Genomic DNA, 25,555 nt, shown 5'->3' on the forward strand with positions numbered 1-25,555 from the left:
AGATGCTCATTCACGCCGGCTATGAGATTTCCTACACCTGTCCGCAGCCCACGCCCATGATCCTCACATTGAGCGTGCACCCCTCGCGAATCTACGATCTGGAGAGCCTCGACCGCGTGCTGTTCGACCCACCGCTCGCGGCCAACACCTATCATGACAGCTTCGGCAATTTCTGCCACGTCATCGAAGCACCGGCGGGCCGACTGACCATGCACACGGACTTCGTCATCCGCGATGGCGGGCGACCGGACGACGTGGCGCCGGACGCGCCCCAGCACCCCCTTGGCGCGCTGCCGGTAGACGTGCTCATCTTCCTTTTGGGTAGCCGCTATTGCGAAACCGACCGGCTGTCGGCAACCGCGTGGTCGCTGTTCGGCCATGTGCCCAAGGGCTGGCCCCTCGTCCAGGCCATCTGTGATTTTGTCCATTCGCATGTTGCCTTCGACTATGCCCATGCCAGCCCGCTGAAATCGGCCTTCGACGTCTACACGCAGAAGCAGGGCGTCTGCCGCGACTTCGCTCACCTCGCCATCACCTTTTGCCGGTGCATGAACATCCCCGCACGCTACTGCACCGGCTATCTCGGCGATATCGGCGTGCCGCCCGATCCCGCACCCATGGACTTCAGCGCGTGGTTCGAGGTGTATCTCGGCGGGCGGTGGTACACATTTGACGCACGGCACAACACCCCGCGCATCGGCCGCATCCTGATGGCACGCGGGCGAGACGCGACCGACGTGGCCATGGTCACGACATTTGGGCCGTCGACACTCACCGGCTTCAGGGTCACGACGGCAGAAGCTGCCTGACCAAACCCACGGATCGTCTCCACTGTCGCCTTGGAGGCGCATCCGCTCTATACCTGCGCGACCGGCTTCGGCCGGGCATTCGAGCGAACGGTCAGCAGGTGGCCGGGGATTCGGAGCCACGATCGGATTGGATATCTTTTGCAGGTTCTCGTCAGAGACAACAATATCGAGCAGGCCCTCAAAGTGCTCAAGAAGCGCATGCAGCGCGAGGGCGTCTTCCGTGAAATGAAGCAGCGCCGTGCCTTTGAGAAGCCCTCCGAGCGGCGGGTGCGCGAACATGCGGAAGCGGTCCGCCGCCACCGCAAGGCGGCTCGCAAGAAGGCCCAGCATGAGGGCTTGATTGCCGGCCCCAAGCGCCGCGCGAAGAAGCCCGCGACCTCGGCCAGCCGCTGAGACTGCCGGCCCGGACGGGGCTTGTGATGCCCCGTCCCGGTGCCCCTGGAACTCCATGGGCTGCCGGAAGGAGCACGTTCAGCACAGCCCTCACGCGGCTTAAGGTGTTCGTGCGAAGCGGGCGTGTTCGGAAACAGAAGATCCGCTGCGGCGCCTGATTCCGCGCGGGCGAAAAAGCTTTAATAAAAAGCGATGGACGCGAATTTGAGATCAACGGACGGACGAAGCGGATCTCGGGCTATCCCTCAACGCCCGGCCGCCCCCTTAAGTTCTCCGCGCTTCCCATCGCGCCTGGGCGCGGCATGCCAATTGCGCGCGTCCACCGCCAAAAGCTGCGGTTCCAATTAAATTTATTTCGGGCCTTGCTATCAACACAATCCCCGTCTACCTTCCCCCGAATTGAATTTGACGGCCGGTTTTTCGACGCACTCCAAGCGTCTGACAATGACTTCCTTCAATTTCGAAATTTCGTTCTGCCTGTTTTCGCAGGCGGACGCTCCATGCACGATTGAAAGGAAATCATCGTGAACATCGGTACGGTGAAATGGTTCAATGCCACCAAGGGCTATGGCTTCATTCAGCCTGACAATGGCGGACCGGATGTGTTCGTGCACATCTCCGCCGTCGAGCGCGCTGGAATGGCGTCCCTGGCCGAGGGGCAGAAGGTCCAGTTCGAACTCGTCCAGGACAAGAAGTCCGGCAAGAGCTCTGCGGGCAACCTGCAGGCTGCGTGATGCATCCCAATCATTGACCACGGATGTACTGGCAATGATTGTGCGTTCCATGTGAAAATCATGCCGCTGAGCCGCTCCGGGTTTACCTGAGCGGCTCACAGGCGGCGACGAAGGGGACCGACGGCGCAGTCCCGTCCAGGATAGTGACCGTCCCTGTGCGGCGCCCGGCGCGCCCTCACTATTGCCCTCCTCCCCCTGCAACGCGGGCCCGGAGGCGCCCTCCCCGCATGCGGCGGCCATCGCCTGTAAGTTTTTGACTTCATTCCCGCAGCCGTTTCGTTTTGGTGGAACCCCGCTATGATTTGCGCCGGGGGCTTGATCGTTTTCGATCATGCCAAGGGGCGGAAATCATGATGTTGCGGGCTTTCCTAGCCGTGGGATTCGGCGTTGGAATCGGTGCGTCCATGGCGCAGGCGGCCGACGCGGAGATCGGCTTCACTTACGAGCTCCTTCAGTTTGAAGGCTCGGACACGTTCTTCACCGGCATTCACGACAACATCATCACCGGCAACCACGTGATCGCGGGCACCACTTTCACGGGTGGCCTGCTTTACGACACCAAGACACAGAGCTGGTCGGCCTTCCCGACCGCCACGTCTAACGGTTCGAATTATCCCGGCGCCGACGTCTCGTCGCCCTATGGACCGGGCTTTGGCTCACAGGGCGGCATTCTCCGCGTTGTCGGCAGCTATCAGACCACAGCTTCCGCGCCTTACGACCTCGGCTATCTCTACGATGCCGCGGCCGCGCCCGGACAGACACTGACCACCCTGCAATATCCAGGCACGGGCGCCGCGGAAACGCTGTTCACCATCGCCCATTCCACCTTCGGCAACCAGGTCGTCGGCAATTACGACACTCGGCTCGCCACGGGAAATGCCTTCATCTACGACATCAAGACCGGCACCTACACCACCAACAACAAACCCGGCGCCGTGAGCACCACGGCCTACGGTATTTGGGGTGACAAGATCTCGGGCGGCTATTTTGAAGCTCTGCCCGGCGGCGGCCTGGGGCCCGAGCACGGCTACATTTACGATCAGACCACCGGCCTCTTCAAAACATATGATCACCCCGACTCCATCGGCACCCATTTTGAGGGCATCGTCGGCGCCGGCCGGTCCGATGAGTATAACCTCGTCACCAACTGGTTCTCTGCGGATGGCGCGGTGCATCCGGCCGTGATGCACGTGGCGGCGGACGGGACCGTCACCTGGTATGAGATCAACATCCCCGGCGGCACGGTTTCCTCGAACTCCGCCTATGGCGATCAGGTGGTTGGCATCTATACGCAGGATGGCGCCATCTACGCCTACATCGCCACCATTCCCGGCATCTACAACCCAATCCGCAACACCGGCACCCTGACCTCCAGCGTGGCTGATGACGTCGCCCTTTCGGGCCGCAAGGGCGATGACATCGTCAATAGCGGCACCGTTCAGATGAGCGGCCGGGGCGGCATCGGCATGCGGGGCGAAACCTATGGTGTGCTGAACAATTCCGGCGTGGTGCGCGCCACGGGCGCCGGCGGCGCGGCGGTGGACCTGCACGGCGTCTACGGTACCCTGCTGAATTCCGGCGTGCTGCAGGCGGGCGTAGAAGCGGACGCCCTGCGCACGGGGGCCGACAGCTACGGCACCGAGATCGTGAACACCGGCGTCATAGATGGACGCATCGCCGCGACGGCCGGGGCCGATAAGCGGTTCGAGAATAGCGGCTGGATCGGCGTCACCGGCATCGACACCTCCATCACCCATCTCCTCAGCGGCACGTTCGTGCAGACCGAGGCGGGCACCTTGTCGCTGCGGGTCATGGGCATCACCGGGAACGACACATTCGAAATCACCGGCGTGGCCCGGCTCTCTGGCACGCTCCAGGTTCCGTTCCTCACCTCCAGCCTTCGCAATACCTATGACCTGCTTCATGTCACAGATGGCATGACGGGCGCCTTCACCACCCTGACCACGCCCGGCCTGCCCAGTTATGTGGGCGCGTCGCTGGACTATTCCAGCACCGACGTGGCGCTGAACCTGACCTCGCGAATGGCCCTTCAGGCCGGCCTCTCGGCCAACCAGTCGGCGGTAGGCGCGGTGGTCGACCGCGCCTTCAACGCAGCGGCGGTGACAAATGCCGGCAGCTTGGCAACGGCCGCGCTCGGCCCGCTCTACAGCCTGACGGCAGCCCAGCTGCCCCAGGCGCTGAGCGCCCTTTCGGGCGAAGCCTATGCAAGCGAGCAGTCGATTCTGGTGGGCGACGGCCTCTATGTCCGCCAGGCGATGCTGAGCCGGCTGCGGCAGGATGCCTATGCGGGCGAGGGCGGGCCCGCGGCGGCCCTCAGCTATGGTGGCCCGGCTTTGGCCTATATGGGCGCTACTGCGCCCCAGCCGGGCACGGCCTCCGCCGCGCTCGCCACCGCCGCGCAGGCGCCTGCGGCCCAGCCGGCTGCTTCTGCCCCCGGCCTCGCGGTCTGGATGCAGGGCTTCGGCGTTTCCACCACGCTCGATCGCAACGGCAATGCCAGCAGCGTTGACGAAACCTTCGGTGGCATCATGGCGGGCGGCGACGTCGCGGTCGGCAGCTGGCGCGTGGGCGCGGCGCTGGGCTACACCCACTCCAACGCCACCATGTCGGCCGTCGCCAGCTCGGCCGGGGCCGATAGTGTGCTCGCCGCACTCTATGCCGGCACCAATGCCGGGCCGTGGAGCGTGCGGATTGGTGCCAGCTACGCATTCAGCCAGATCGACACCAGCCGCACCATCCTGTTCCCCGGCTTCGCGCAGCAGACCGGCGCGCAATATGACGGTGGCACGGCGCAGGTGTTCGGTGAGGTGGGCTACAAAGGCCTTGCGCTCCAGGCGCTGGCCCTTGAACCGTTCGCGGGCGTGGCCTGGGTGCATCTCGACACCAATGGCTTTACGGAAACCGGTGCCGGCACCTTCGCCACCGCCGGCCTGACCGGCTCGAATGCCGCGGCAGACATCGGCTACGGCTCCCTTGGCGTGCGGGCGGCAACGCTGCTGCCCCTCTCCGGTGAGCTTGCGCTCATGCCCCACGCGTCGGCAGCCTGGCAATATGCGTTCGGTGATCTCACGCCCAGCGCCAATCTCGCCTTCACCAGCCTGCCCGGGTCCAACTTCTCCGTGGGTGGCGTGCCGCTGGCCCAGAACACAGCATTGCTGGAGGTGGGGCTTGACCTCAAATTCAACGCCCAGGCACGGATCGGCGTCTCTTATATGGGCCAATTCGCGGACAGCGTGACCGTCAACGCCGTTCAGGGCGCCTTCATCTGGAGTTTCTGAGGGCCCATCCGGCAAAGCGGGGCAGCTCCAGCGAAAGCCGCGTCAACTCCGGAGGCCGGAGGAGCCGCCCGTTTCCTTAAAGCCCAAAGGCGCTGCCCAAATGGCGCCGAAAGCCTGCAGGGCCAGTGGGGCCGCGCCTAGGCAGTGGCCCCATAAATTTGCGGGCCTAGTTTGGTCGTGATTCAAGCTGCCAAACTGGGAGCTTGAGAGATGCACCCCAGTTGGCGGATGGGGAATTGTCAATCATCGCGCCGCTTTTGCCGAGTAAGGTGCGCGGCGTTGCGCGGGTGGATGACTGTCGGGGGATCAGCGGCATCCTCTAACGCTTCCGCAGCGGGGAGCCGGGCGGCACGTGCCCGAATGCTATGGCCCGCGCACAACCCGCTACAACCGCTTCGTGCACTGGCAGGCCGCCGGGGTCTGGCGCCGACTGCTGGAGGCGGTATCGGCGGCCCATAACGGCGATGTCGTGATGATAGACAGTTCCTGCGTTCGGGTGCACCAGCGTGGTGCCGCAACCAAAAAGGGGGCGACAGCGATCGTTGCAGAAGACGCTCCCGGGGTTCTCTGACCACCAAGATCCACGCCGGAGTGGATGGGACGGACGGCCGATCCAGCTCCCCCCCGACCGCCGGCCAGGCCGGCGACGCGCCGATGGGCGCGAGCTTCTGGAACGCCTCGCGCCGGGCGGAATTCTTCCCGCTGACAAGGCCTACGACACCGACACCATCCCGGCCGAGGCAGAGGGGCGCGGCACATTCGCCGAAGTGCCGCCGCGTGTCATCCGCAGTCTCACCTTCGCTTTCAGACTGTGGCTCCATCGCCAGCGGACCCACGTCGAGCGTTTCTTCAACCGCATCAATAGCTGCCTGGTCTTACCACGCGCGGCGACCACCGACCGGAGACTTTCCGCGCAGTTCCCAAGCTCGCAGACGCTCGTATCTGGATTAATGCGTTATGAGTCCGCGACATAAGGCGGGGGAACCGACGACATTTTTCGAAAATGCCGCCAAAGCGGAATGCTTTTCCGGACTGTGACGTCGCGGCTACAAATACCAATTACTCAGCTGAACGGGTCAATTTCATCGATTGAAAAGCACGCTTAGAACGCCGCTCCACGCTGACCTGCAGGGCGCTCCGTCGCGCACTCAGGCTACGGGCTGATCCTGCCGCGCCTCAACAGGCGCAGCGTGCGTGTGCCCCGCCCTCCAACGTGAATGGCATGAAGACATAGCGCCCATATAGCCGATCTCATGTAATAAGATAGCCGCCAACGGCAGTGGCCGACGCACCACAAAGGACGGCGCATTCGAAACCGAAGCACCTCCGCGATATCAACGCCGTTTCAACCCGCCCGCGAGCGCCTCCTCCCGATTTTCGAGAAAAGAACTCGCCTGCGATAAATTCAGCCCTCCCGGAACCACGCCGGAAAACGCGGATCGTCTGCAAGGTCCAATTCCAGGCGCGTGCTGCAGACCTCCGCGCCAACGGTAAAGGCACCGACAGCACGCACCGAAGTACTGGCCTTCCCCCGCAGGGCCTTGATCTTCTCCATGGACGGCTGGAAGGTGGGATGGAAGAAGAACGTCACCGGCTCGCTGAACGAAGCCTCCTCCTCGGCCTCCACGAGCAAGTCAAAGCTCACCCAATTTCCATCCACTTCAATCTGGCTTGCCCTCAGCGCAAATCCGTCCCGCGCGGGCATGCCACCGAATGCGCCCTTGTTTGGATCAAGGTCATAGGGGTCAACCTCGTCGCTCGTCAGGCGACCCAGCGGCACTATGCGGTCGCCACCCACCGGCGCAGTGATTACGGCACCCGAGCTTTGTGCAGCCGCTGGCGACAACGGGATATCGCCGAAGGCGCCCTCTTCCCTACCCGCATCCTGGCCGATGGAATCCAAGAGAGCCATCAGATTATCGTGCGAATAGGTCTTTCCGTCCGGCAGCGCCACGATCCGGTAGAAGACCGTCTGCAGACCGAACTTACCCTCCATGCGTCGGCGGATAAGATCCCGCTCCGCCGCGGTCCTGTAGCCGAAGACGCCGAAATGCCGCATTCCGAGCCTCCTGCCGCCATCGGCTCCTGCTGCGTTCGTACGGGGGACCGGCAGGCTGAACAGCACCTCACGCATGATCTGCGCGAGGTCCGGATCGTTCATGGAGAAGCCGATAAACACCACCGGCTGGGTCATGAAAAGCGCGATCAGCCGCCGCCGGTTTTCCTCGCGCAGGTAGGTCCTGCCATAGGCGCTCTCGGTGAGCACGACATTCTGCGGGTCGCCGGCATGGCCATGCAGATAGACCACCGAGGTCTCGGCATTCGGATCGGTAAGATCGATGAAGAAGCTCTGAACCTGATCCGGCTTGCACCAGTCCACCTGTTTGGGCATCCGCCCATGTAGCTTCTGATGCGACAGCGCCGCACAGGATTCGAAATTCGTCGTGAGGATGTGTCGGAAACCGAGCCGTGCGATCACATGATGCGGCTCCGCGACGTCCTTATCCCTGAAGGCATGGCGAATGAAATCGTAGAAGCGTTCAGGCCCAAGAGCATTGAAGAACTCCTCGGCCTGCCATGCCGGATCTTGAAGCTCCTGCACGACACTTGAATGCTTCGGAGCAATATAGTCCGGCCCAAGCTTCACCAGCTCCTGGGCCAACTGTGTCAGCAGATCGCCCCAAGATGGATAGCCCGAAGCAACACTCGTGCCCGCGCCCAGCAATGCCAGTGGCCGCACCCGCCGCATGGAGCTCACCAGCTCCAGATATTGCGCATCACGATCGAACGACGGCAGGTCTTCCGACCCGGCGCCTCCATTGCCTGTCTCCGCTCTCATGGCACGCACCTCCACTTCAGGCCACCGCAGACGCGAGGAAGGACACGACATTTTGATATATGAAATACTTCATTATAATATATTATAAAACTTATATAACGCATTATATAAATAATATATCATATTATTCATCATTGCAGCCACTCAACACGCCAAAGTCCACGCAATCCGTACAACTTTTGGATATCGCAATTTGAAAAAATATATTCTCTATAATTGCGGATTTTTTTACACTTCATTCCCGATCGGCGACATTATCTTGCGGTGAAAACAGGAACTGCACGAAGACCATGGCCGCGAAAGCCCTGCAATCGGTCGCACCCGCCAGTGGACAGCAGCACCGGCCGCCCATGGGTCAGCGCCGCCGCCTCGTCTGCACGGTTCGGATGGCAAGGGCATGTGATCTCAACCCCGGGTGCCGCCACTCCCATGAAGCTCAATCCCAGACGGCGCGCCCATATCCGCCTCAAGCAGATGCGGCCACGAGCAGCCGTCCGATCGGTGCGGTCCGTATATCATTGTGGTCTTTGATGAAATCGCAGCGCAGGCTGTGAATTCCCGCCTTCAGGTTCAAGAGTGCCTGCCCATCGTACGTAACATTGAGAACCTCGCCGCTCTTCATCTTCTGTGGGCCGTTGGCACCCATCGCGCCGAAGAGATCCTGGCTTCCACCGAAAGTGGGAGACACCTCGAACACCCCCTTGGCGATGTCCCCGGACGCACGAGACGCAACAGCATAGAGCAGGCCGACGGCGCGGTCGTTCCAGGTATGGGACACAACAATCCGCTGGCTGACTTTCCCGTCCGCCACAACGGATCGAAAGAAGCCGTCTTGGTTCCCGCTGATCTTTACTCCGAAAGCATTATGCGAGAACGCACCTTGAAGCAGCGTCAGGCTGTATGCCTTGCGCTTTTGCATGGCCGCGACAGCCGCCGTGACCAGCCGGGCACCGAAGCTGTGGCCCACGTAATGAATGCGTTTCGCGTCGACGAGGTCTGCAGTGTCAAGGATGCTTCCCAGCCCGGTGCCGACCACGCCCGCGCGGCGCTTCAATTCGAAATAGGCGAACTGGTTGAGCACCTTGGCAACCGCCGCGATCGGGCCACTGAAAATGCCGAGGGCCGCGCCAGTCGCAACATCATGATCTATCGCCTGGGCTCCCCCGTCAGTGGTCGGCTCATACTGGTCGGCGCCGCTTCCGAGAAAGGACTGCATCAGGTCCCAGCCGTCGCTGGCCTGATCCAGGATCCGGCCATGTTCACTCAAAAGGTCCGCATCGCGGCTCTGCCCGATGGCACCGCGCAGCATCTCCACCAGAACCCTCGCATCGCCGGGACTGGTATTGACCGCAGCCTCCCGGACGTGCGCCGCGAACACGTCCGGGTCCAAGCCAAACATCGCTCCAAGCTCGCGGGCCCGCCGAACAAGCTTGGACGCGTCCGCATCAGAACCGGCCGCCGCAGCCGCAGCGGCCGGATCGTTGCCGAGAGCCGCAACCACTTCGAGGGACAGGTCGTCGCGGAACTGATCGGAAGGCCAATACACCTCCACCACTGCGAAACTGCGGCCGGGACGCGCATTGCCGCCTTGCTCGGCAAAATGCTGCGCGATCTTCCGGTACATTTCCCCGGCGTCGTCAGGGTCCTGATGCCACCCGTGGGAGATGACGATCAGATCGCTTACGCCGGAACCACATAGGGGATGGGGCACGCCATCGGGAATTGCGCCGCTTTTGTCGAACTTCAACTGCACAAAAGGTAGAGCCGCAAGGTTCGCCATCGTCCTCTCCTGTTCAAACCGACTGCATGGCGCGCATCAGATCAACCAGCCCGCTGCCCTGGAATTCTCTGCGCCGCCCGAGATCCGTGGCGCTCTGCAGAAAAATTTCCTTGATGCGTTCCGGTTGACCGATGAATTCGCGACGAACGGAAAGAAAGGCAGCTATTGCGCCAGACACATGGGGCGCCGCCATGCTTGTTCCGCTTTGCTCACGATAATACACGACGTCCGAAGGCACCTTTGTCGCGTTATTGTTTCCAGTGGCCACGACCTCAGATGGCAGCTGTCCAGCAACTTGCTGATCGCCTCGCAGACTCGTGATAAATCCGGCCGAGGCGCAGGACACAATGCGCTCACCCGGCGCCACCAGGTCGGGCTTGTTGCGACCATCGGCAGTCGGCCCTCGTGATGAGAAGTAGGAGACGCCATAGGTGTGCGGCTGTTCGGGATGGGTGGAGCCGACGGTTATGGCGAATTCCGCGTTACCAGGATCACTGATCGACTGGTCGAGGCCAACCCGGCGGCTCTGGGAGGAAAGCTCCGGCTTGATCAGGGCCGACCCATCGTTCCCTGCCGCGACGACGACGACGACCCCCTGCTTGACGAGACGGTTGACCGCGACACACAGCGGGCTCTGGCCTGCAGCGAACCATTCGGCCTCGAACGGATAGCCGAGGCTGAGATTAATGCCGTGGATGCTGAGCCATCGCCCATCGTCATTGGTCCGAGCCACGAAATCCAGTGCGGACAGCAGCCAGCTCTCCCGTCCCCTCCCATTGTCTCCCAACACCTTCAAGCTCAAGAGCTTAGCCTTCGGGGCAACGCCGGTGAGCCGAGACCCGCATTCGCGCACGAACTGCCGCACGCAGGCGTCCCCGTCCCGTTCACGCGTCACCTTGAAGACGTTGGTCACCTTGCCATCTTGACCGGCCACTCGCTTGGGCGTGGCACCGGCGATGATGCCCGCCACGTGGGTCCCATGCCCGTAGACGTCCGTCAGCGGGGCATCCCCGCCCGTGAAGTCACGGTGGGTAAGCTTGCCATCCACCGATGGCCGGGGGCTCGAATAAGGTGCCGAGCCCTGAAAGGGGGGTGAAAGATTGTCGAAATCCGCAAAGTGCGGGTGCGTCCCGTCAATGCCGCTGTCAGCGACCGCCCAAACGATACCCACCCCTTCCGCCCCGAAGGAGCGCAGGCACGCATCGGCCTTAATGGTCTGAACCGAGTGGTCCAGATACGGCTCCAACTCTCGATCGGGCCAAACCTTGTAGATCGCGGGTTTACCGTTCTCAACGTCACGCTCCAGCAGGTCGCGCAGTTGCTGCAGCGTGAGCTCGGCAAAAACGTGATGCCGGCTTCCCTCCGCGTTGAGGACATTTTTATGATTTCTGCCAATGACACCGCGAAGCAGTTCGACAATCTGTTTCACCGCCGCGTGACGACCGCCGGGAAAATCGAGATTCATCTCGATAATTAGCGCCTGTAGCCGCTTCGTGTCATCACCATAGGCGGCGATCACCTTCGGCGAGACGACATAGCGTGCAGATGTATCGTTAATCTCATCAAGTGAAGAGCGTTTCTCCACGTTCGCCTCCCAAACGCTGGCTTTTCTCGATTTGCCAACCGCGAACCCGGCCCTATCAATATGTCCACCGCCCCGGCCCCGCCGGAAGCCGGGATTGGCGTGTTGCTTGTCACTTTCGCCCAGGGAGCCGCTTTTCGGGGCACGACAGCGTCAAGGCTCACACAGGCAGCCGGTCGCCTCGGTCAGCGCCGAACCCATTTTTCAGCCTTGCCGAGGGCCCCCCATGCCGCAAGACCGAGGAAGACAGGCAGAAATGCGCTGCTCGTTCCCGCAAGCGCAGGCACCGAACTCGCAATGGTGCCCAGCAGGGTGCCGGACGAGGAGCTGGCAAGTATCTGCGTGAGCACGGCGCCAATGATGCCGATCGCGCTCTTACGGCCATTCAGCAGCTTGCCGATCGTCTCGCCGAGCGCGCCATTGACCGGTCCAAGGGTCTTGCTGACCTCAGCCACCTGCGGGCCGATGCGCTCGGCGAGCAGCCGCGTCAGCATCAGGAATGCTGCAGCGGAATCGTCGGCCGCGGCGGCGGGCTGCTGCGCAATGGGTTGCGGGATTGTCGCGGGCGTGGCAGGCGCGACGGCGGCAGTGGGTGGAGGCGCGGCAGCATCCCTCAATGAAGCGACGATGCCTTCGATGCGGCCGAGATCGGCCGGCTTGCTGGCCAATGCCAGACGCAGCAGCAGCAAAAGCAGGTCCTCGGGGGCCGTGGGCGACTTGGGCGTCTCTTCGGCCATAGGTTTCTCCTGGTCGGCAAGCAGCTTGCGGATAAGATCGAAAAGGAGAAGGCTTCCGGCCCCCTCACCAGGTGCCAGCGGCGCCGCAGGCCCGGGGGTCACAACCGCCTCGCCGGTAAGGGAGATGCCGAGAGCCCCTGCCGTCTCGGGTCCAACCTCCCCGTCTGCGGTGAGGCCATTGCGACGTTGGAACTCCACCACCGCGGCCTGCGTGCCGGCCCCATACTCGCCGTCCACACCGCCCGGGTCGATGCCCTGACGAAGCAAGGCCTCTTGGATCGCCACCACGACTTTCGCGTCCATGTTCGGGGCCTCGGGCCTGTAAATGACCGCAGGCTGGACGAGGGGGTGGATCGGCCCTTGCGTGTAGCTGATGTGGGTTGGAATGAGGATGCCCGCATCCCAGTGGCGGCCCTGAACCGTGTCTCGCACCACTCCGTAACGCGCGCCTTTGGCTTCCACGGTGCCGCCGCGCCCGTCACAGAGTACGATATGGCCCATCGCATCGGGATTTGGGGGATAGCGCAACAGAATGCCGCCCACCGTCGCGGCCGCCTGCTCCACCGAAACCTGTGTCCCCAGACGCAGCATGTCGGCTTTCCACGCCCCTGTATAGGCATCGGCCTGCGCCGGCGGCACTGCATCGTCGACACAACCATAAAGTATACCCGCTTCCTGGAACACGAGCCAGGAGATGAACTCAGCGCAATCCCATGGGCCCTTCCAGTTGGCGTTGTCCTTGGGTACCCGGACGTTCTTATATTCTTCACCGACATGCTCGAGCGCGCGCTTCAGGAGCCCCTCTCCGCTGGCGACGCCTGGGGACACCACGACATTAAGCTTCGGCTCGGCGGCCAGAAATGCGTCGGCACTGCCCAGCTTGAACATGCGATGAGCCTGACGCCATTGCTCCTCGCTGAGATTGTTGCCCTTTCCGGATTCACGGTGCGCGATGGCCTTGAGGAGGGCGATGGCACCCTCAGGATCATCCAGCATGTCCCGCGTGAGGATGCGTGCCGACGGATAGCCCGGAATGCCGAAGCTGATCCCGCCGGTCCATTTTCCGCCTGCCGCGCCAATGCTCATTCCCATGTATTTCCGGAAGAGCAGGTCGAAATTGGAAGCCGCACCGTTTACTGGCGACGGGAAGCGCGCGATTTTGTTTTGCCCGTGTCCAATAATTCCGTAGCCAATCTGGCCGAAGCGCGCCGCCTCCTCCGCCGGATATTGTGCGCCTGGATTATTGTATCGAAACGAAGCGACCTCCGGGCCGGGAACATCCGACCTGATATCTGCCGTATTCGGACTTGTCGACTTGCCGATTGCGCCCGCCATCGTCCGCTCCCTCGCCCTGAGAAGGTTGCGATTTTCAGCATCTAACTCTTGCGCACTGCTTGTTCGGGCCGCCGCTCGTCGAAGGCGGCTTGCGGCCTTTCAGGCGCGGACACGAAATAATTATAGCGCGTATTTTTGTACTATACACTAATTAGATGTAGCCAAGCTGACGGCAAATCACATCCTCCATTTAGGGGATGGACAGCGACAGGGACGTCGCGGCGGGGGAAGCCGACGAAACTCGGCATTGCCCCTTCCCACAATGCGCTGCGGAAGCCGCAGGGCGGCTGGCGCGCCGGTGGGGAGATTGGATCTGTTCGCGCGCCACGGCGACGCCCGATCGGCCCGATAGGGGCCCGCAGGGCGCACGCATGGGGCGTCCGGCAGCCCGACCTTGGGATGGCCGTGCTCGCCTGCGCGGCGGAACTCGCTATTGCGCCGGCCCGGTGGGCGGCGCTCCGCAGGTGCCCGGGTCAACGGCCTTCGATTGAGGCCCCGCGATGACCCGACGCGTCCTGCCCGTCGAAACCTGCCTGCGGTTCCCAAAGGGCTACAGTGGCGTTCACAAAAGCTCGGAAATACTGATCTTCGAGCCGGAAATAAAAATGACAGGTGAGAGCGCCAAACAGGCTCGCTGCTTGACACCCTCGCCTGTCAGTCTGGCTCGCCGGGAGGTCGCGCCATTCAAGATGGAGAAGACCACACCCTAGAGGTCGGTGATCGTCCCCTCGAACACTTCGGCCGCAAGGCCAAGGGTTTCCGAGAGGGTCGGATGCGGGTGGATGGTCAAGGCAAGGTCGCCCGCCTCCGCGCCCATCTCGATCGCAAGCGCCGCCTCCGCCACCAGCTCGCCAGCGTTCGGGCCCACCATGCCAGCACCCAGAAGGCGGTGGCTGTCCGGATCGAACACCAGCTTCGTCACACCCTCGCCGCGCCCCATGGACAAAGCGCGCCCGGAGGCTGCCCAGGGAAAGGCGCCAGTCTTCACGGCGATGCCCTCCGCTTTCGCCTGGGCCTCGGTGAGGCCCACCCAAGCCACCTCGGGGTCGGTGTAGGCCACCGAAGGGATCACGCGGGCGTCGAACGCCGCTTTGTGGCCGCAGGCGGCCTCGGCCGCCACCTTGCCTTCGTGCACCGCCTTGTGGGCGAGCATGGGCTGGCCGACCACGTCGCCGATGGCGAAAATGTGCGGCTGGCTGGTGCGCATCTGCGGGTCCACCGGAATGAAGCCGCGCTCATCCACCGCGACGCCGGCCGCGGCGGCATCCACCTGCCCCCCGTTGGGGCGGCGCCCCACTGCCACCAGAACCTTGTCGAACTCCGCCTGGTGAACGCCGGCCGGCCCCTCGAAGGTGACCATCAGCCCGGAGGCCGAGGGGGTGACCGCCGTCACCCTGGTCTTGAGAAGGACCTGCTCATATTGCGCGCCGAGCCGCTTCATCAGTGGCGCCACCAGGTCGCGGTCGGCACCGGGAATGATCTGCTCCATCAGCTCGACCACGGTGATCTTCGCGCCAAAGGCATGATAGACCTGCGCCATCTCCAGCCCGATGATGCCGCCGCCGAGAACCAGCATCCGGGCCGGCACATCGGCAAGCTCCAGCGCTCCCGTGCTGTCGATGATGCGCCGATCGTCTGGCAGGAAGCCCAGCCGCACCGGCTCCGAGCCCACCGCGATCACCGCCTGATCGAACGAAATCGTCCGGCCGTCCTCGCCCGTGACCGCGACGCGGTTTGCGCCGGTGAAGCGGGCGGTGCCGCGCATCACCTCCACCTTGCGCCGTCGGGCAAGGCCGCTCAGCCCGCCGGTCAGCCGGCCCACCACGCTCCGCGTCCACTCGCGGATGCCGTCGAGCTCGACGGTGGGCGCGCCGAAGCGCACGCCATGGGCGGAGAGCCCCGCCGCCTCGTCCATCACCTTGGCCACATGGAGGAGCGCCTTGGACGGGATGCAGCCGACATTGAGGCACACCCCGCCCAGGGTCGGCCTGCTATCCACCAGCACCACCTTGCGGCCGAGATCCGCCGCCCGGAACGCTGCCGTGTAGCCGCCGGGACCACCGCCGATCACCAGAAGCTCGGCATGAAGATCGGCCCCCGCCGACGGTGGCCCATCCGCGGCCTGCGGCGCGCCGGCCGGGCGCGCGCCGGCCTCGGCTCCTGTGTCCAGCCGCAGCACCACCTGGCCCCGGCTCACCTTGTCGCCCACACCCACCAGCAGGGCGACGACCACGCCCGCCGCCGGCGAAGGCACGTCCAAGGTCGCCTTGTCGCTCTCCAGCATCAGGATCGGCTGGTCGGCGGCCACCCGCTCGCCCACCGCCACCAGGATCTCCACCACCGGCACCTGGGCAAAGTCGCCCATGTCGGGGATTTCGACATCCAGCGTCATCGCATCCCCCTTCACAACGAGATTCGCCGGAAATCGGCGAGGATCGTCTTGACGAACACAAGGAATTTCGCCGCCGCCACGCCATCCACCACCCGGTGGTCCCAGGACAGGCTCATGGGCTGAATGAGACGCGACTGAAACGCCGTGCCGTCCCACACCGGTTTGACGGCCGCGCGGACCATGCCGAGAATCGCCACCTCCGGCGCGTTGATGATGGGGGTGAAATTGGTGCCGCCGATGCCCCCCAGGGACGAGATGGTGAAGGTGGCGCCCTGGATGTCGGCCGCCTTCAGCCGCCCGGCGCGGGCGTCGGCGGCAAGGTCCGCCATTTCCGCCGCAATCTCCTGGATGCCCTTGCTGTCGGCGGCCTTCACCACGGGCACCACCAGGCCCTCGGGCGTGTCGGCGGCCACCCCGATATTGTAGTATTGCTTCAGCACCAGGGCATCGCCATCCAGCGAGGAGTTGAACGCCGGATAGGCTTTCAGCGCCGCCACGCAGGCCTTCACCACGAAGGGCAGGATGGAGAGCTTCACCCCGTCCTTAAGCTCCGCGTTCACCGTCTTGCGGAACGCCTCGAGGTCGGTGATGTCCGCATCCTCGAAATTGGTCACATGGGGAATGATGGTGGCATTGCGCGCCAGATTGGGACCCGAGATCTTCTTGATCCGCGACAGGGGCTCGCGGGTGATGGGCCCGAACTTGGCGTAGTCCACCTTCGGCCAGGGCAGCAGGTCGATCCCGATGCCCGTGCCCGCAGCTGCCGACATGGGCGCGGGCGCCCGCAGCGCGGCCTTGACCACGCTTTGGATGTCCTCCCGGGTGATGCGCCCCCGCGGCCCCGTGCCCGCGACGGCCGCCAGATCCACCCCCAGTTCCCGCGCGAACTTGCGCACGGCGGGGGAAGCGTGCGGCGGCAGGCCCTCCGACGCCCTACCCCCAGGCATTCCGACCGCAGCCGCCGTTGCCGGCGCGGCGGTCGGCGCCGGGGCCACAGCCGGAGCCGAAGCCGGGGCATCGGCCGGCGGCACCGGGGGAAGCCCTGGCGCGGCCTTCTGTTCCGCGCTGGCGACAGCCTCCAGCAGCATCAGCACGCTGCCGGTGCTCACGCGATCTCCCTCCGCCACCTTGAGCGCGATGACGCGCCCGGCTGTGGGGGCGGGAATATCGAGGGTCGCCTTGTCGGACTCGATCATCACCACGGTCTGGTCGGCGGCGACCACATCGCCCACCTGCACCGACAGCTCGACCACCGGCACGTTCTTGAAGTCCCCGATATCGGGAACGCGCAATTCAATCGTCTGGCTCATGTTCGCGCCCCCCTTCACGCGGTCCAGGGCGCCGGCGCGCCGGCGTTCTGCCCGAAATGGGCGATGGCACGGGTGTGCAACTCGGCCGGTGCGAGGCCAGCCCGCACCAAGGCATCAATGGCGGCGAGCGCGATGGAGTTGCGGTCCACCTCGAAGAAGGCCCGCAGGTCCGCGCGATTGGCACTGCGCCCGAAACCGTCAGTGCCCAGCGCCACGAAAGGCGCCCGCACATAAGGCGCGATCATGTCCGGCACGGCGCGTACATAATCGGTGGCCGCGATCACCGGCGCAGCGCCGGCTAGACAGGTCTCCACATGGGAGCGATGGGCGCTGCCGGGCCCCTCCAGCCGGTTACGGCGCTCCACGGACTGGGCATCGCGGGCGAGCTCCGAATAGCTGGTGGCGCTGAAGATGTCGGAGGCGACGCCGAATTCCCGCGCCAGGATCCCGGCCGCTGCGATCACCTCGTTGAGGATGCAGCCGGAGCCGATGAGCCGCACCCTGGGGCCCGCGCCCTCGCCTGCCGTGAGCCGATAGAGGCCCTTGAGAATGCCCTCGGCCACGCCCTCGGGCATGTTCGGCTGGGCATAATTCTCGTTCATCACCGTGACGTAGAAGAACTCGTCGGCCTCCTCCTCCAGCATGCGCCGCATGCCGTGATCGAGGATCACCGCCAATTCGTAGGCGTAAGCGGGGTCATAGGCGCGGCAGTTGGGCACGGTGGCGGCGATGAGGTGGCTGGTGCCATCCTGGTGCTGCAGCCCCTCGCCCGAGAGCGTGGTGCGCCCGGCCGTGGCGCCCAGCAGAAAGCCGCGCGAGCGCTGGTCGGCCGCGGCCCAGATCAGGTCTCCCACCCGCTGGAAGCCGAACATGGAATAATAGATGTAGACCGGCAGCGTCGGCACGCCATGGACCGAATAGGAGGTGGCCGCCGCCGTCCAGGACGAGAGCGCGCCCGCCTCCGTGATGCCCTCCTCCAGGAGCTGGCCGTTCTTGGCCTCCTTGTAGAACATCATGGATCCGGCATCCTCGGGCTCGTAGAGCTGGCCCTGCGGGGCGTAAATGCCGATCTGCCGGAACAGATTGTCCATGCCGAAGGTGCGCGCCTCATCGGCGACGATGGGCACGATACGCGGGCCGAGATCCTTGTCCTTCAACAGGCCGCCCAGCATGCGGACGGCGGCCATGGTGGTGGACATCTCCTTGTCGGCGGCCTCCAAGGCGAACTTGGCATAGGCCGCCGGCGCGGGAACCGCGATGCGGGTGCCGGCCGGCGCCTTGGGCGCACGCGCGGGCAGGAAGCCGCCGAGCGCCGCCCGCCGCTCGGCGAGGTAGCGCATCTCGCGGCTGTCGGGGTCAGGCCGGTAGAATTTGAGCTCCGCCAGATCCGCCTCCGACAGCGGCAGGCCGAACCGATCACGGAACGCCACCAGCGCGGCGAGGTCGAGCTTCTTGGCCTGATGCGCCGTCATCCGGCTCTCGCCGGCCCCGCCCATGCCATAGCCCTTCTTGGTCTTGGCCAGGATGACGGTGGGCTTGCCCTTGTTGGCCTTGGCGGCGGCGAAGGCGGCATGGAGCTTGCGGAAATCGTGGCCGCCGCGCTTCAGCGCATTGATCTCGGCGTCCGTCATGTGCGCCACCAGGGCACGGGTCGCGGGATCCACGTCGAAGAACTTCAGCCGGTTATAGTCGCCGTCCTTGGAGCCGAGGTTCTGGTATTCCCCGTCCACCGTCTCCGCGAAGCGGCGCAGGAGCACGCAATCGGTGTCGCGGGCGAACAGGGCATCCCACTGCGAGCCCCACAGCACCTTGATGACGTTCCAGCCGGCACCGATGAAGAGCGCTTCCAGCTCCTGAATGATCTGCCCGTTGCCGCGCACTGGCCCATCGAGCCGCTGCAGGTTGCAGTTGACGATGAAGGTGAGGTTGTCGAGGCCCTCGCGCGCCGCCAGCGTCAGCGCGCCGATGGCTTCCGGCTCGTCCATCTCCCCGTCGCCGAACACGCCCCACACATGGCGTCCCGCGGTGTCGGCCAGGCCGCGCCCTTCCAGGTAGCGCATGTAGCGCGCCTGATAGATGGCGCTCATCGGGCCGATGCCCATGGAGCCGGTGGGGAACTGCCAGAAGTCCGGCATCAGCCAGGGATGGGGATAGGAGCAAAGGCCGCCGCCGCCGGCCTCCTGCCGGTAGCGGGCCAGATGGTCCGCGCTCAGCCGACCTTCCAGGAATGCCCGAGCATAGACGCCGGGCGCCGAATGGGGCTGGAAATAAACGAGGTCGCCGCCGAATTCAGGTGTCCGCGCGCGGAAGAAATGGTTGAAGCCGGTCTCGAAAATCTCCGCCGCAGAAGCGTAGGAGGCGATGTGGCCGCCCAGCTCCCCATAAGCTCGGTTCGCCCGCACCACCATGGCGAGCGCATTCCAGCGGATGATGGAGGTGAGCTTCTCCTCGGTCTCCAGATCGCCCGGATAGGCGCCCTGCTGCTCAACGGGAATGGTGTTGCGATAGGCGGAAAACGGCTGACTGAGGCCGATGCCGCCACGCCGACGGGCTTCTTCCTCCAGCCTGCTCATCAGGAAGCGGGCGCGCGCGCCGCCACTGGCGTCCATGACGGCATTGAGCGCCTCCACCCATTCGCGGGTCTCGACGGGATCCGGGTCCTGGCCGGGCTCGACGATCATTGAGCATTTCCTCTGATTTGTGCTTTGGGCGCCTCTCGGAGGTCCCCTGTCTAACCCGTCAGGCGCCGCAGATGTTGCTTTATGTATTGATGATACTGTCGATTATAGGCATATAATGCTGCATCATATATTTTATGAGGCAGATTATGCCGCCCAGACCCATCGATGCGACAGACCGAAGAATTCTCCGTGAGTTGCAGCGCGAAGCGAAGCTCACCAATGCCGAACTGGCGTCACGGATTGGCTTGTCGCCATCGCCCTGCCTGGCGCGTGTGCGCGCCTTGGAGCATGACGGCGTGATCTCGCGCTACGTGGCCCTGGTACAGCCAGAAACTCTTGGGCTCGAAATCAGTGTATTCATTCAGGTGACGCTGGAGCGCCAGGCAGAGCAGGCCCTAGACACCTTCGAGTCTCGGATGGACCGCTGCCCGGAGGTGATGGAATGCTATCTAATGACAGGAGACAGCGACTATCTCCTGCGGGTCCTGGTGCGCAATATCAGCGAACTTCAGCGTTTCATCGTTCGGGATCTCTCCAAGATTCCGGGTGTCGCCAATATCAAGTCAAGCTTCGCGCTCAAGCAGGTAAAGTACAATACGGCCCTGCCGATGGAGTGATACATTGCCTTTCGGGAGCTGCACTTGTGGCCGCAACACGCCCATATCTTTATTTTCGGGTGGGATAAGCCGCCCTCGTCCTGCTCCAGGCCCCACCCGGGGGCCTGGAGCGATACCGTCGCCTCTCAGTGCCCCGGCAAGTAGAGCGCGAGGGGCGGGAAGATCCACACCAGCGCAAGGGCAATAAGTACGATGGAGACGGAGGGCACAGCTGCCCGTGCGATCTCCTCCAGCCGCTCATTCGGCAAGATCGTCTTCAGGGCGAACAGGTTCATGCCCACCGGCGGCGTGATGACCGCCAGTTCCATGTTGATGACCAGGATGATTCCGAACCAGATGGGGTCGAAACCCACCGCCATGGCCACCGGGTAGAATACCGGAACGGTGATCAGCAGGATGGAAATGACCTCCAGGAAGCAGCCCAGCGCGAACCAGATCAGGTTCATGACGAGCAGGACGATCCAGGGCGAAAGGTTCGCTTCCGTCACCGAACGGGCGAGCATCTGCGGCAGGCCGATGAGGGTGAGGGCCGAGCCCAGCACCAGCGCGCCGATGACGATGGCCAGCAGCATGGCGCTGGAGCGCGTGGCGCCGACCAGGATGGAGGGCAGGTCCTTCAGCGTCACCGTCCGCCGGGCCACCATGGTCAGCAGCACGGCATAGACCACGCCCACCGCCGCGGCTTCGGTCGGCGTGTAGACGCCGAGATAGATGCCCCCCAGCACGACCACAGGTAGCGCGAGATCCGGCAGGCTTCCCAGCGTGAGCCGTATGGCCTCGCCGAGCGACCAGCGTTCGTCTTTCGCCACCATGGACGGCGCGGCGACGACGGCCCAGACCGCCAGGAGCCCCGCCAGCAGCAGGCCGGGGATGATGCCCGCCGTGAAAAGCTGTCCCGGCGAGGCATTGCTGAGCGAGGCATAGATGATGAGCGGGATGCTCGGCGGAATGAGGATGCCCAGCGCGCCGCCCACAGCCGAGAGCCCGTAGGTCAGGCGCTTGCTGTAACCCAGCGCGCGCATCTCCGGAATGGCGATCTTGCCGATGGTGAGCACCGAGGCCATGCTCGAACCCACGATGGCGGCGAAGAAGGTGAAGGCCGCCACCGCCGCCACCCCGGTGCCCCCGCGCACCCGGCGCAGCCAGACATTGGCGACACCGAACAATTGCTGGCCCACCTTGCCGCGATAGAGGATCTCGCCCATCAGGATGTAGAGCGGAATGGCGAGAATGATGGGGTCGGAAAGAGACCGGTAGAGGGTGAGTGGAAGCTGCACCAGAAACCGCTCCCCGCTCGCCGCCAGGATGGTGACGACCCCGGCGAGCCCGAGCGAGAATGCGATGGGCACGCCGAGGGTGAGGCAACCCAGCACCACGACCAGCAGAAGGGCGATGACACCGAACGAAATCATGCCGCTTCTCCCTGGCCATGGGCCAGCCCCATATAGGCGGCCGGGTCCCTCGCAATCATCATGATCTTGGTGAGCGCCCCGAGTGCGAGCAGCAGGCCCCCGGCCGGGATCAGGCCGTAGGGCAGCCACAGCGGGATCTCCAGCAAGGTGGGCGAGAGCATGCCGCGATTGAAGGCATTGCTGGCATAAAGCCCGCCGTACCACACCAGTATGCCGGCATAGGGCAGGATCAAAGCGGTGGTGACAGCCTCCGCCCACGCGCGCCGCGGCCCCGTCTGCCCCTCGATCCAAAAGGTGACGCGCACATGGCTGCCGTCCAGCACCAGCGCCCCGAGGGTGAAAAACACCAGGAACTGAAGCAGATAGAGGGAAACCTCACTGGCCCAAATGGTGGGCGCGTGGAACAGGTAGCGCATCATCACGTCGTAGAAGGTGATGAGCGGCAGCAGGCCGAGGACCAGCGACGCCAGCCACAGGCAGGCGCGCTGGATGCCCACCAGCACCCGGATCAGATTCGACATTGGCAATCCCCTGGAATTCTTCTGATGCGCGGGTCAGAACCTCAGCGGGTCGATGCCTTGGCGTTTTCGGCTGCGATAACGTCCAGGAGCTGCTTGCCCGCTGCCCCGGTCTTGCGCAGATATTCTTCCTGACGGGACTTGGCCGCCGCCACCCATTGGGCGCGCTCCTCGGTGGTGGGGGTGTAGATGGTCACGCCCTTGGCCGCGAGCTCCGCCTTCAGCCTGGCATCATCGGCCTTGGCCTGATCGCGCGCCGCTTTTGTGGCAATCGCCGAAGCCTGCTGCACCGCCTGCTGCACATCCCCCGGAAGGCCGGCCCACCATTGCGCATTGGCGGTGGCGATGAAGGGAATGTAGGACAAGCCCACATCAGTGCCGAACTTGCTGACCTCGTAAAGCTTGCGATCCATGACCGTGGAAGGGCCGGTGGAGAAGCCATCGATGGTCCCGCGCTGCATCGCCTGGTAGACCTCCTGCGAGCTCATGGTCACCGGCGCGGCACCGAGGTCGCGCAGCAGCGTGGTGGAATCAACGCCGAAGGCGCGCAATCTCAGGCCCTTCACATCGGCCGGCTTGTGGATGGGCTTGTTGGCATAGATCTCGATCGAGCCATACTGCACCCACCCCAGCATTTCCTGATCGTACTTGCGCAACTGCGTATCGAAGACCTTTCGGAAGGCAGAACTATCCTCCGCATTCCACTCCGCCTCCCAGGAGGAATAGAGGAAGGGCAACGCCCAAATGCGCAGCACGTCGGCATCCTTTCCGGCCATGAAGCCGAGATTGATCATGCCGATATCCACGGCGCCGGTGCTGACGGCATCGGGGAGCTGGGTGTCGTTATAAAGCTGCCCATCAGGGAAGGTCTGAGGGATCAGACGTACCGAGGTGTGCGCCGTGCGCGTCGCAATCTCGCGGGCCAGCACCTCGAAATAGGTACCGACAGCATGCTCCCTGGGCAGGTTGTAGGCGATCTTCACCGGCCGTTCCGTCTGCTCCGCCGCCTGGGGCTGGCCCGCGCCCGCCACCGCAACCACCGCGCCCAACAGCGCCGCGGCAGCACGGTGCCGCCACCTCTGAGACATCGCTCGAATCGTGCCCATGTTTCCTCTCCCTGCGGCTTTTCATTGCGTTGCGCGAGGCCCTTTGGGCGGCGCTTGCCGGTGTGTCCTGGAGCCGCTCCAGGCACACCGGCAGATCGTTCTCAGGTCGTTCTGCGCCCGGCCGCCCCAACGCTCCCACCAACGGGAAGCACGGGAAGGCAATGCAGGCTCACTGTCGAAAAAGGGGTTGGCGCCCCATCGGCTCAGGCCCCGGATCCGGTGCCGTTCAGATCAGGCACAGACGCCCGCGCGGGCCTCGTCCCGCACCAGCTCGGGCGCCGGAGCGGTGCGCGGAAGTCCGGCGCGGGCCAGCGCACCGCCGAACCGCTCGCCGGGCAACCAGGCCGCCACCGTGGGCATCAGCGCCAGCAGCGCCGGCAAATCGATGCCCGTGTCGAAACCCAGCCGTTCCAGCAGGAACACCGTGTCCTCCAGGGCGATGTTGCCAGTGGCACCGGGGGCGAACGGACAGCCGCCGAGGCCGCCGAGGGAGGCATCGAAGCGCCGCACCCCGGCTTCCAGGGCGGCGCACACATTGGCAAGCCCCAAGCCCCGCGTGTCGTGGAAATGGGCGGAGAGCGGCGTGCCCCCGGCCACCTTGGAGAGCGCGCGGAACAAGCTACCGACGCCCGCGGGATCGGCATAACCCACCGTATCGGCCAGCATGATCTCCTCGGCGCCGCCAGAGAGGAGGGCCTCTGCCACCGCCACCACCCGGGCTGGCGCCACGGGGCCTTGGAGCGTGCAGCCGAACGCCGTGGCGATGGCCACCGACAGGACGATTCCGGCACCGCCCGGATGGGCGTCGCGAGCCTCGCGGATGCGGACGAACTCGGCCACGGCATCGTCAGTGGAGCGGCGGGCATTGGCGCGGCTGTGGGCCTCGCTGGCCGAAACCACATAGCCCACATGCTTGAAGCCCGCCGCGAAGGCACGCTGCGCGCCCTTCAGATTCACCACGAGCGCCGACGCCTTCAGTTCCGGTAGGGCAAGCGCCCCCTGCCCCACCTCGTCCGCATCCACGAATTGCGGCATCACCCGGGGCGGCACGAAGGAGGTGACCTCCATCTCCCGCACCCCTGCCGCCAGCTCGGCACGGCACCAGGCAAGCTTGCGCTCCGCCGGCAGCACCGATGCCACCATCTGCAGGCCATCCCGCAGCCCCACCTCGCGCACGGCGACAAACTCAGCCATGGTCTTCTCCTCAGCAGCCGGCGAAGCGCGGCCGGCGCTTCTCGTTGAAGGCGAGCACCCCTTCGCGCCGGTCCTCTGTGGGGACCATGCGGTTATAGGCCTCGATCTCGAAGGCGAGCCCGTCGGCCAGGGACATCTGCAGCCCGCGATGAATGGCGCCCTTGGCCTGGCGCACCGCGATGGGGGCGTTGTCGGCAATGGTCGCCGCGGTGGCGCGCGCGGCCGCCAGCAGCTCGGCCGCCGGGAAGCAGGCATTGACGAGGCCCATGGCCTGGGCCTCGCGCGCCGAGAACGGGCGACCCGTCAGGATCAGTTCCTTGGCCCACCGTTCGCCGATGGCGCGGGGCACGGTCTGGGTGCCGCCGGCGCCGGGCATGATGCCCAGCTTCACTTCCGGCAGGGCGAAACGGGCCGTGTCAGCGGCGTAGATGAAGTCGCAGGCGCTGGCGATCTCGCAGCCACCGCCGAAGGCCGCGCCGTTCACCGCCGCGATGAGGGGCACGGGACAATCGAGGATCGCCCGCGCCATGCGCTCGAACACCAGGTGCTGGCTCGCCCAGGCGGCATCACTCATGCCGCGGCGCTCCTTGAGATCGCCGCCGGCGCAGAAGGCCTCCTCCCCGGCGCCGGTGAGCACCATGGCGCGCCAGCGGCCGGGATCGAGACGCACCGCCTCAAACAGGGTCACAAGGTCACGCCCCATCTGGGTGTTCAGCGCGTTGCGCGCCTGCGGCCGGTTCAAGGTCACCTGCACCACATGCTCGCCGAGGGCTTCAAGCTTCAGGGTCTCGTAATCGTTCGTCATGGTTCCGCTCCG

The 25,555-nt window shown here is 64.5% G+C and carries 17 protein-coding genes and 1 pseudogene; 6 read left to right on the forward strand and 12 right to left on the reverse strand.

Features of this window, described 5'->3' with window-relative positions:
• Positions 1 to 2 precede the first annotated feature (2 nt).
• From V5F26_RS17095 to V5F26_RS17115, 5 genes and pseudogenes are all read left to right on the forward strand, one after another.
• Positions 3 to 809, forward strand: a complete 807-nt coding sequence (locus tag V5F26_RS17095; protein ID WP_394055352.1) for a transglutaminase-like domain-containing protein — start codon at positions 3 to 5, stop codon at positions 807 to 809.
• A gap of 138 nt (positions 810 to 947) precedes the next feature.
• The gene (gene rpsU, locus V5F26_RS17100; protein WP_394055836.1) at positions 948 to 1,202 is read left to right on the forward strand and encodes a 30S ribosomal protein S21; all 255 of its coding nucleotides are present in this window, start codon (positions 948 to 950) and stop codon (positions 1,200 to 1,202) included.
• A gap of 524 nt (positions 1,203 to 1,726) precedes the next feature.
• A complete protein-coding gene (locus V5F26_RS17105; protein WP_394055354.1) occupies positions 1,727 to 1,936 on the forward strand; it encodes a cold-shock protein in 210 nt (69 codons plus the stop codon).
• A gap of 404 nt (positions 1,937 to 2,340) precedes the next feature.
• The gene (locus V5F26_RS17110; RefSeq protein ID WP_394947309.1) at positions 2,341 to 5,235 is read left to right on the forward strand and encodes an autotransporter outer membrane beta-barrel domain-containing protein; all 2,895 of its coding nucleotides are present in this window, start codon (positions 2,341 to 2,343) and stop codon (positions 5,233 to 5,235) included.
• Positions 5,236 to 5,438: 203 nt separating this feature from the next.
• Positions 5,439 to 6,196: pseudogene (locus V5F26_RS17115) on the forward strand (IS5 family transposase).
• Positions 6,197 to 6,640: 444 nt separating this feature from the next.
• On the opposite strand, the gene V5F26_RS17120 reads toward V5F26_RS17115, so the two are convergent.
• The 7 genes from V5F26_RS17120 to mdeB all read right to left on the reverse strand — a co-directional run bounded on the left by V5F26_RS17120 (position 6,641) and on the right by mdeB (position 19,891).
• Positions 6,641 to 8,074, reverse strand: a complete 1,434-nt coding sequence (locus V5F26_RS17120) for an SIR2 family protein (RefSeq protein WP_394947308.1) — start codon at positions 8,072 to 8,074, stop codon at positions 6,641 to 6,643.
• A gap of 466 nt (positions 8,075 to 8,540) precedes the next feature.
• Complete coding sequence (locus V5F26_RS17125) at positions 8,541 to 9,854, reverse strand: hypothetical protein (protein ID WP_394947307.1); 1,314 nt, start codon at positions 9,852 to 9,854, stop codon at positions 8,541 to 8,543.
• A 13-nt stretch (positions 9,855 to 9,867) separates the two neighbouring features.
• A complete protein-coding gene (locus V5F26_RS17130) occupies positions 9,868 to 11,439 on the reverse strand; it encodes a S8 family peptidase (RefSeq protein WP_394055359.1) in 1,572 nt (523 codons plus the stop codon).
• 182 nt (positions 11,440 to 11,621) lie between these two features.
• Positions 11,622 to 13,508: a peptidoglycan-binding domain-containing protein gene (locus V5F26_RS17135; protein ID WP_394947306.1), complete on the reverse strand. Its 1,887-nt coding sequence runs from the start codon at positions 13,506 to 13,508 to the stop codon at positions 11,622 to 11,624.
• A 706-nt stretch (positions 13,509 to 14,214) separates the two neighbouring features.
• Positions 14,215 to 15,900 (reverse strand): dihydrolipoyl dehydrogenase, encoded by a 1,686-nt coding sequence (gene lpdA, locus V5F26_RS17140; protein ID WP_394947305.1) that lies wholly within the window; start codon positions 15,898 to 15,900, stop codon positions 14,215 to 14,217.
• An 11-nt stretch (positions 15,901 to 15,911) separates the two neighbouring features.
• Positions 15,912 to 17,210 carry a 2-oxo acid dehydrogenase subunit E2 gene (locus V5F26_RS17145; protein WP_394947304.1) on the reverse strand — a complete coding sequence of 433 codons (1,299 nt, stop codon included), beginning with the start codon at positions 17,208 to 17,210 and terminating at the stop codon, positions 15,912 to 15,914.
• A 14-nt stretch (positions 17,211 to 17,224) separates the two neighbouring features.
• Positions 17,225 to 19,891: an alpha-ketoglutarate dehydrogenase gene (gene mdeB / locus V5F26_RS17150; RefSeq protein WP_394947303.1), complete on the reverse strand. Its 2,667-nt coding sequence runs from the start codon at positions 19,889 to 19,891 to the stop codon at positions 17,225 to 17,227.
• A gap of 146 nt (positions 19,892 to 20,037) precedes the next feature.
• Here mdeB and V5F26_RS17155 point away from each other — a divergent pair, with 146 nt between their 5' ends.
• Positions 20,038 to 20,508, forward strand: a complete 471-nt coding sequence (locus V5F26_RS17155; protein WP_234052409.1) for an Lrp/AsnC family transcriptional regulator — start codon at positions 20,038 to 20,040, stop codon at positions 20,506 to 20,508.
• A gap of 125 nt (positions 20,509 to 20,633) precedes the next feature.
• Here V5F26_RS17155 and V5F26_RS17160 read toward each other — a convergent pair whose 3' ends face one another.
• The 5 genes from V5F26_RS17160 to V5F26_RS17180 all read right to left on the reverse strand — a co-directional run bounded on the left by V5F26_RS17160 (position 20,634) and on the right by V5F26_RS17180 (position 25,543).
• Complete coding sequence (locus V5F26_RS17160; protein WP_394947302.1) at positions 20,634 to 21,920, reverse strand: TRAP transporter large permease; 1,287 nt, start codon at positions 21,918 to 21,920, stop codon at positions 20,634 to 20,636.
• A complete protein-coding gene (locus V5F26_RS17165; protein WP_394947301.1) occupies positions 21,917 to 22,441 on the reverse strand; it encodes a TRAP transporter small permease subunit in 525 nt (174 codons plus the stop codon). Before V5F26_RS17165 ends, V5F26_RS17160 begins: the two co-directional genes overlap by 4 nt.
• Positions 22,442 to 22,482: 41 nt before the next feature.
• The gene (locus V5F26_RS17170; protein ID WP_394947300.1) at positions 22,483 to 23,526 is read right to left on the reverse strand and encodes a TRAP transporter substrate-binding protein; all 1,044 of its coding nucleotides are present in this window, start codon (positions 23,524 to 23,526) and stop codon (positions 22,483 to 22,485) included.
• A gap of 249 nt (positions 23,527 to 23,775) precedes the next feature.
• A complete protein-coding gene (locus V5F26_RS17175; RefSeq protein WP_394947299.1) occupies positions 23,776 to 24,738 on the reverse strand; it encodes a hydroxymethylglutaryl-CoA lyase in 963 nt (320 codons plus the stop codon).
• A 10-nt stretch (positions 24,739 to 24,748) separates the two neighbouring features.
• Complete coding sequence (locus V5F26_RS17180) at positions 24,749 to 25,543, reverse strand: enoyl-CoA hydratase-related protein (protein ID WP_394055370.1); 795 nt, start codon at positions 25,541 to 25,543, stop codon at positions 24,749 to 24,751.
• Positions 25,544 to 25,555: the final 12 nt, after the last annotated feature.

The organism is Xanthobacter variabilis, assembly GCF_043831965.2.
Lineage (GTDB): Bacteria > Pseudomonadota > Alphaproteobacteria > Rhizobiales > Xanthobacteraceae > Xanthobacter.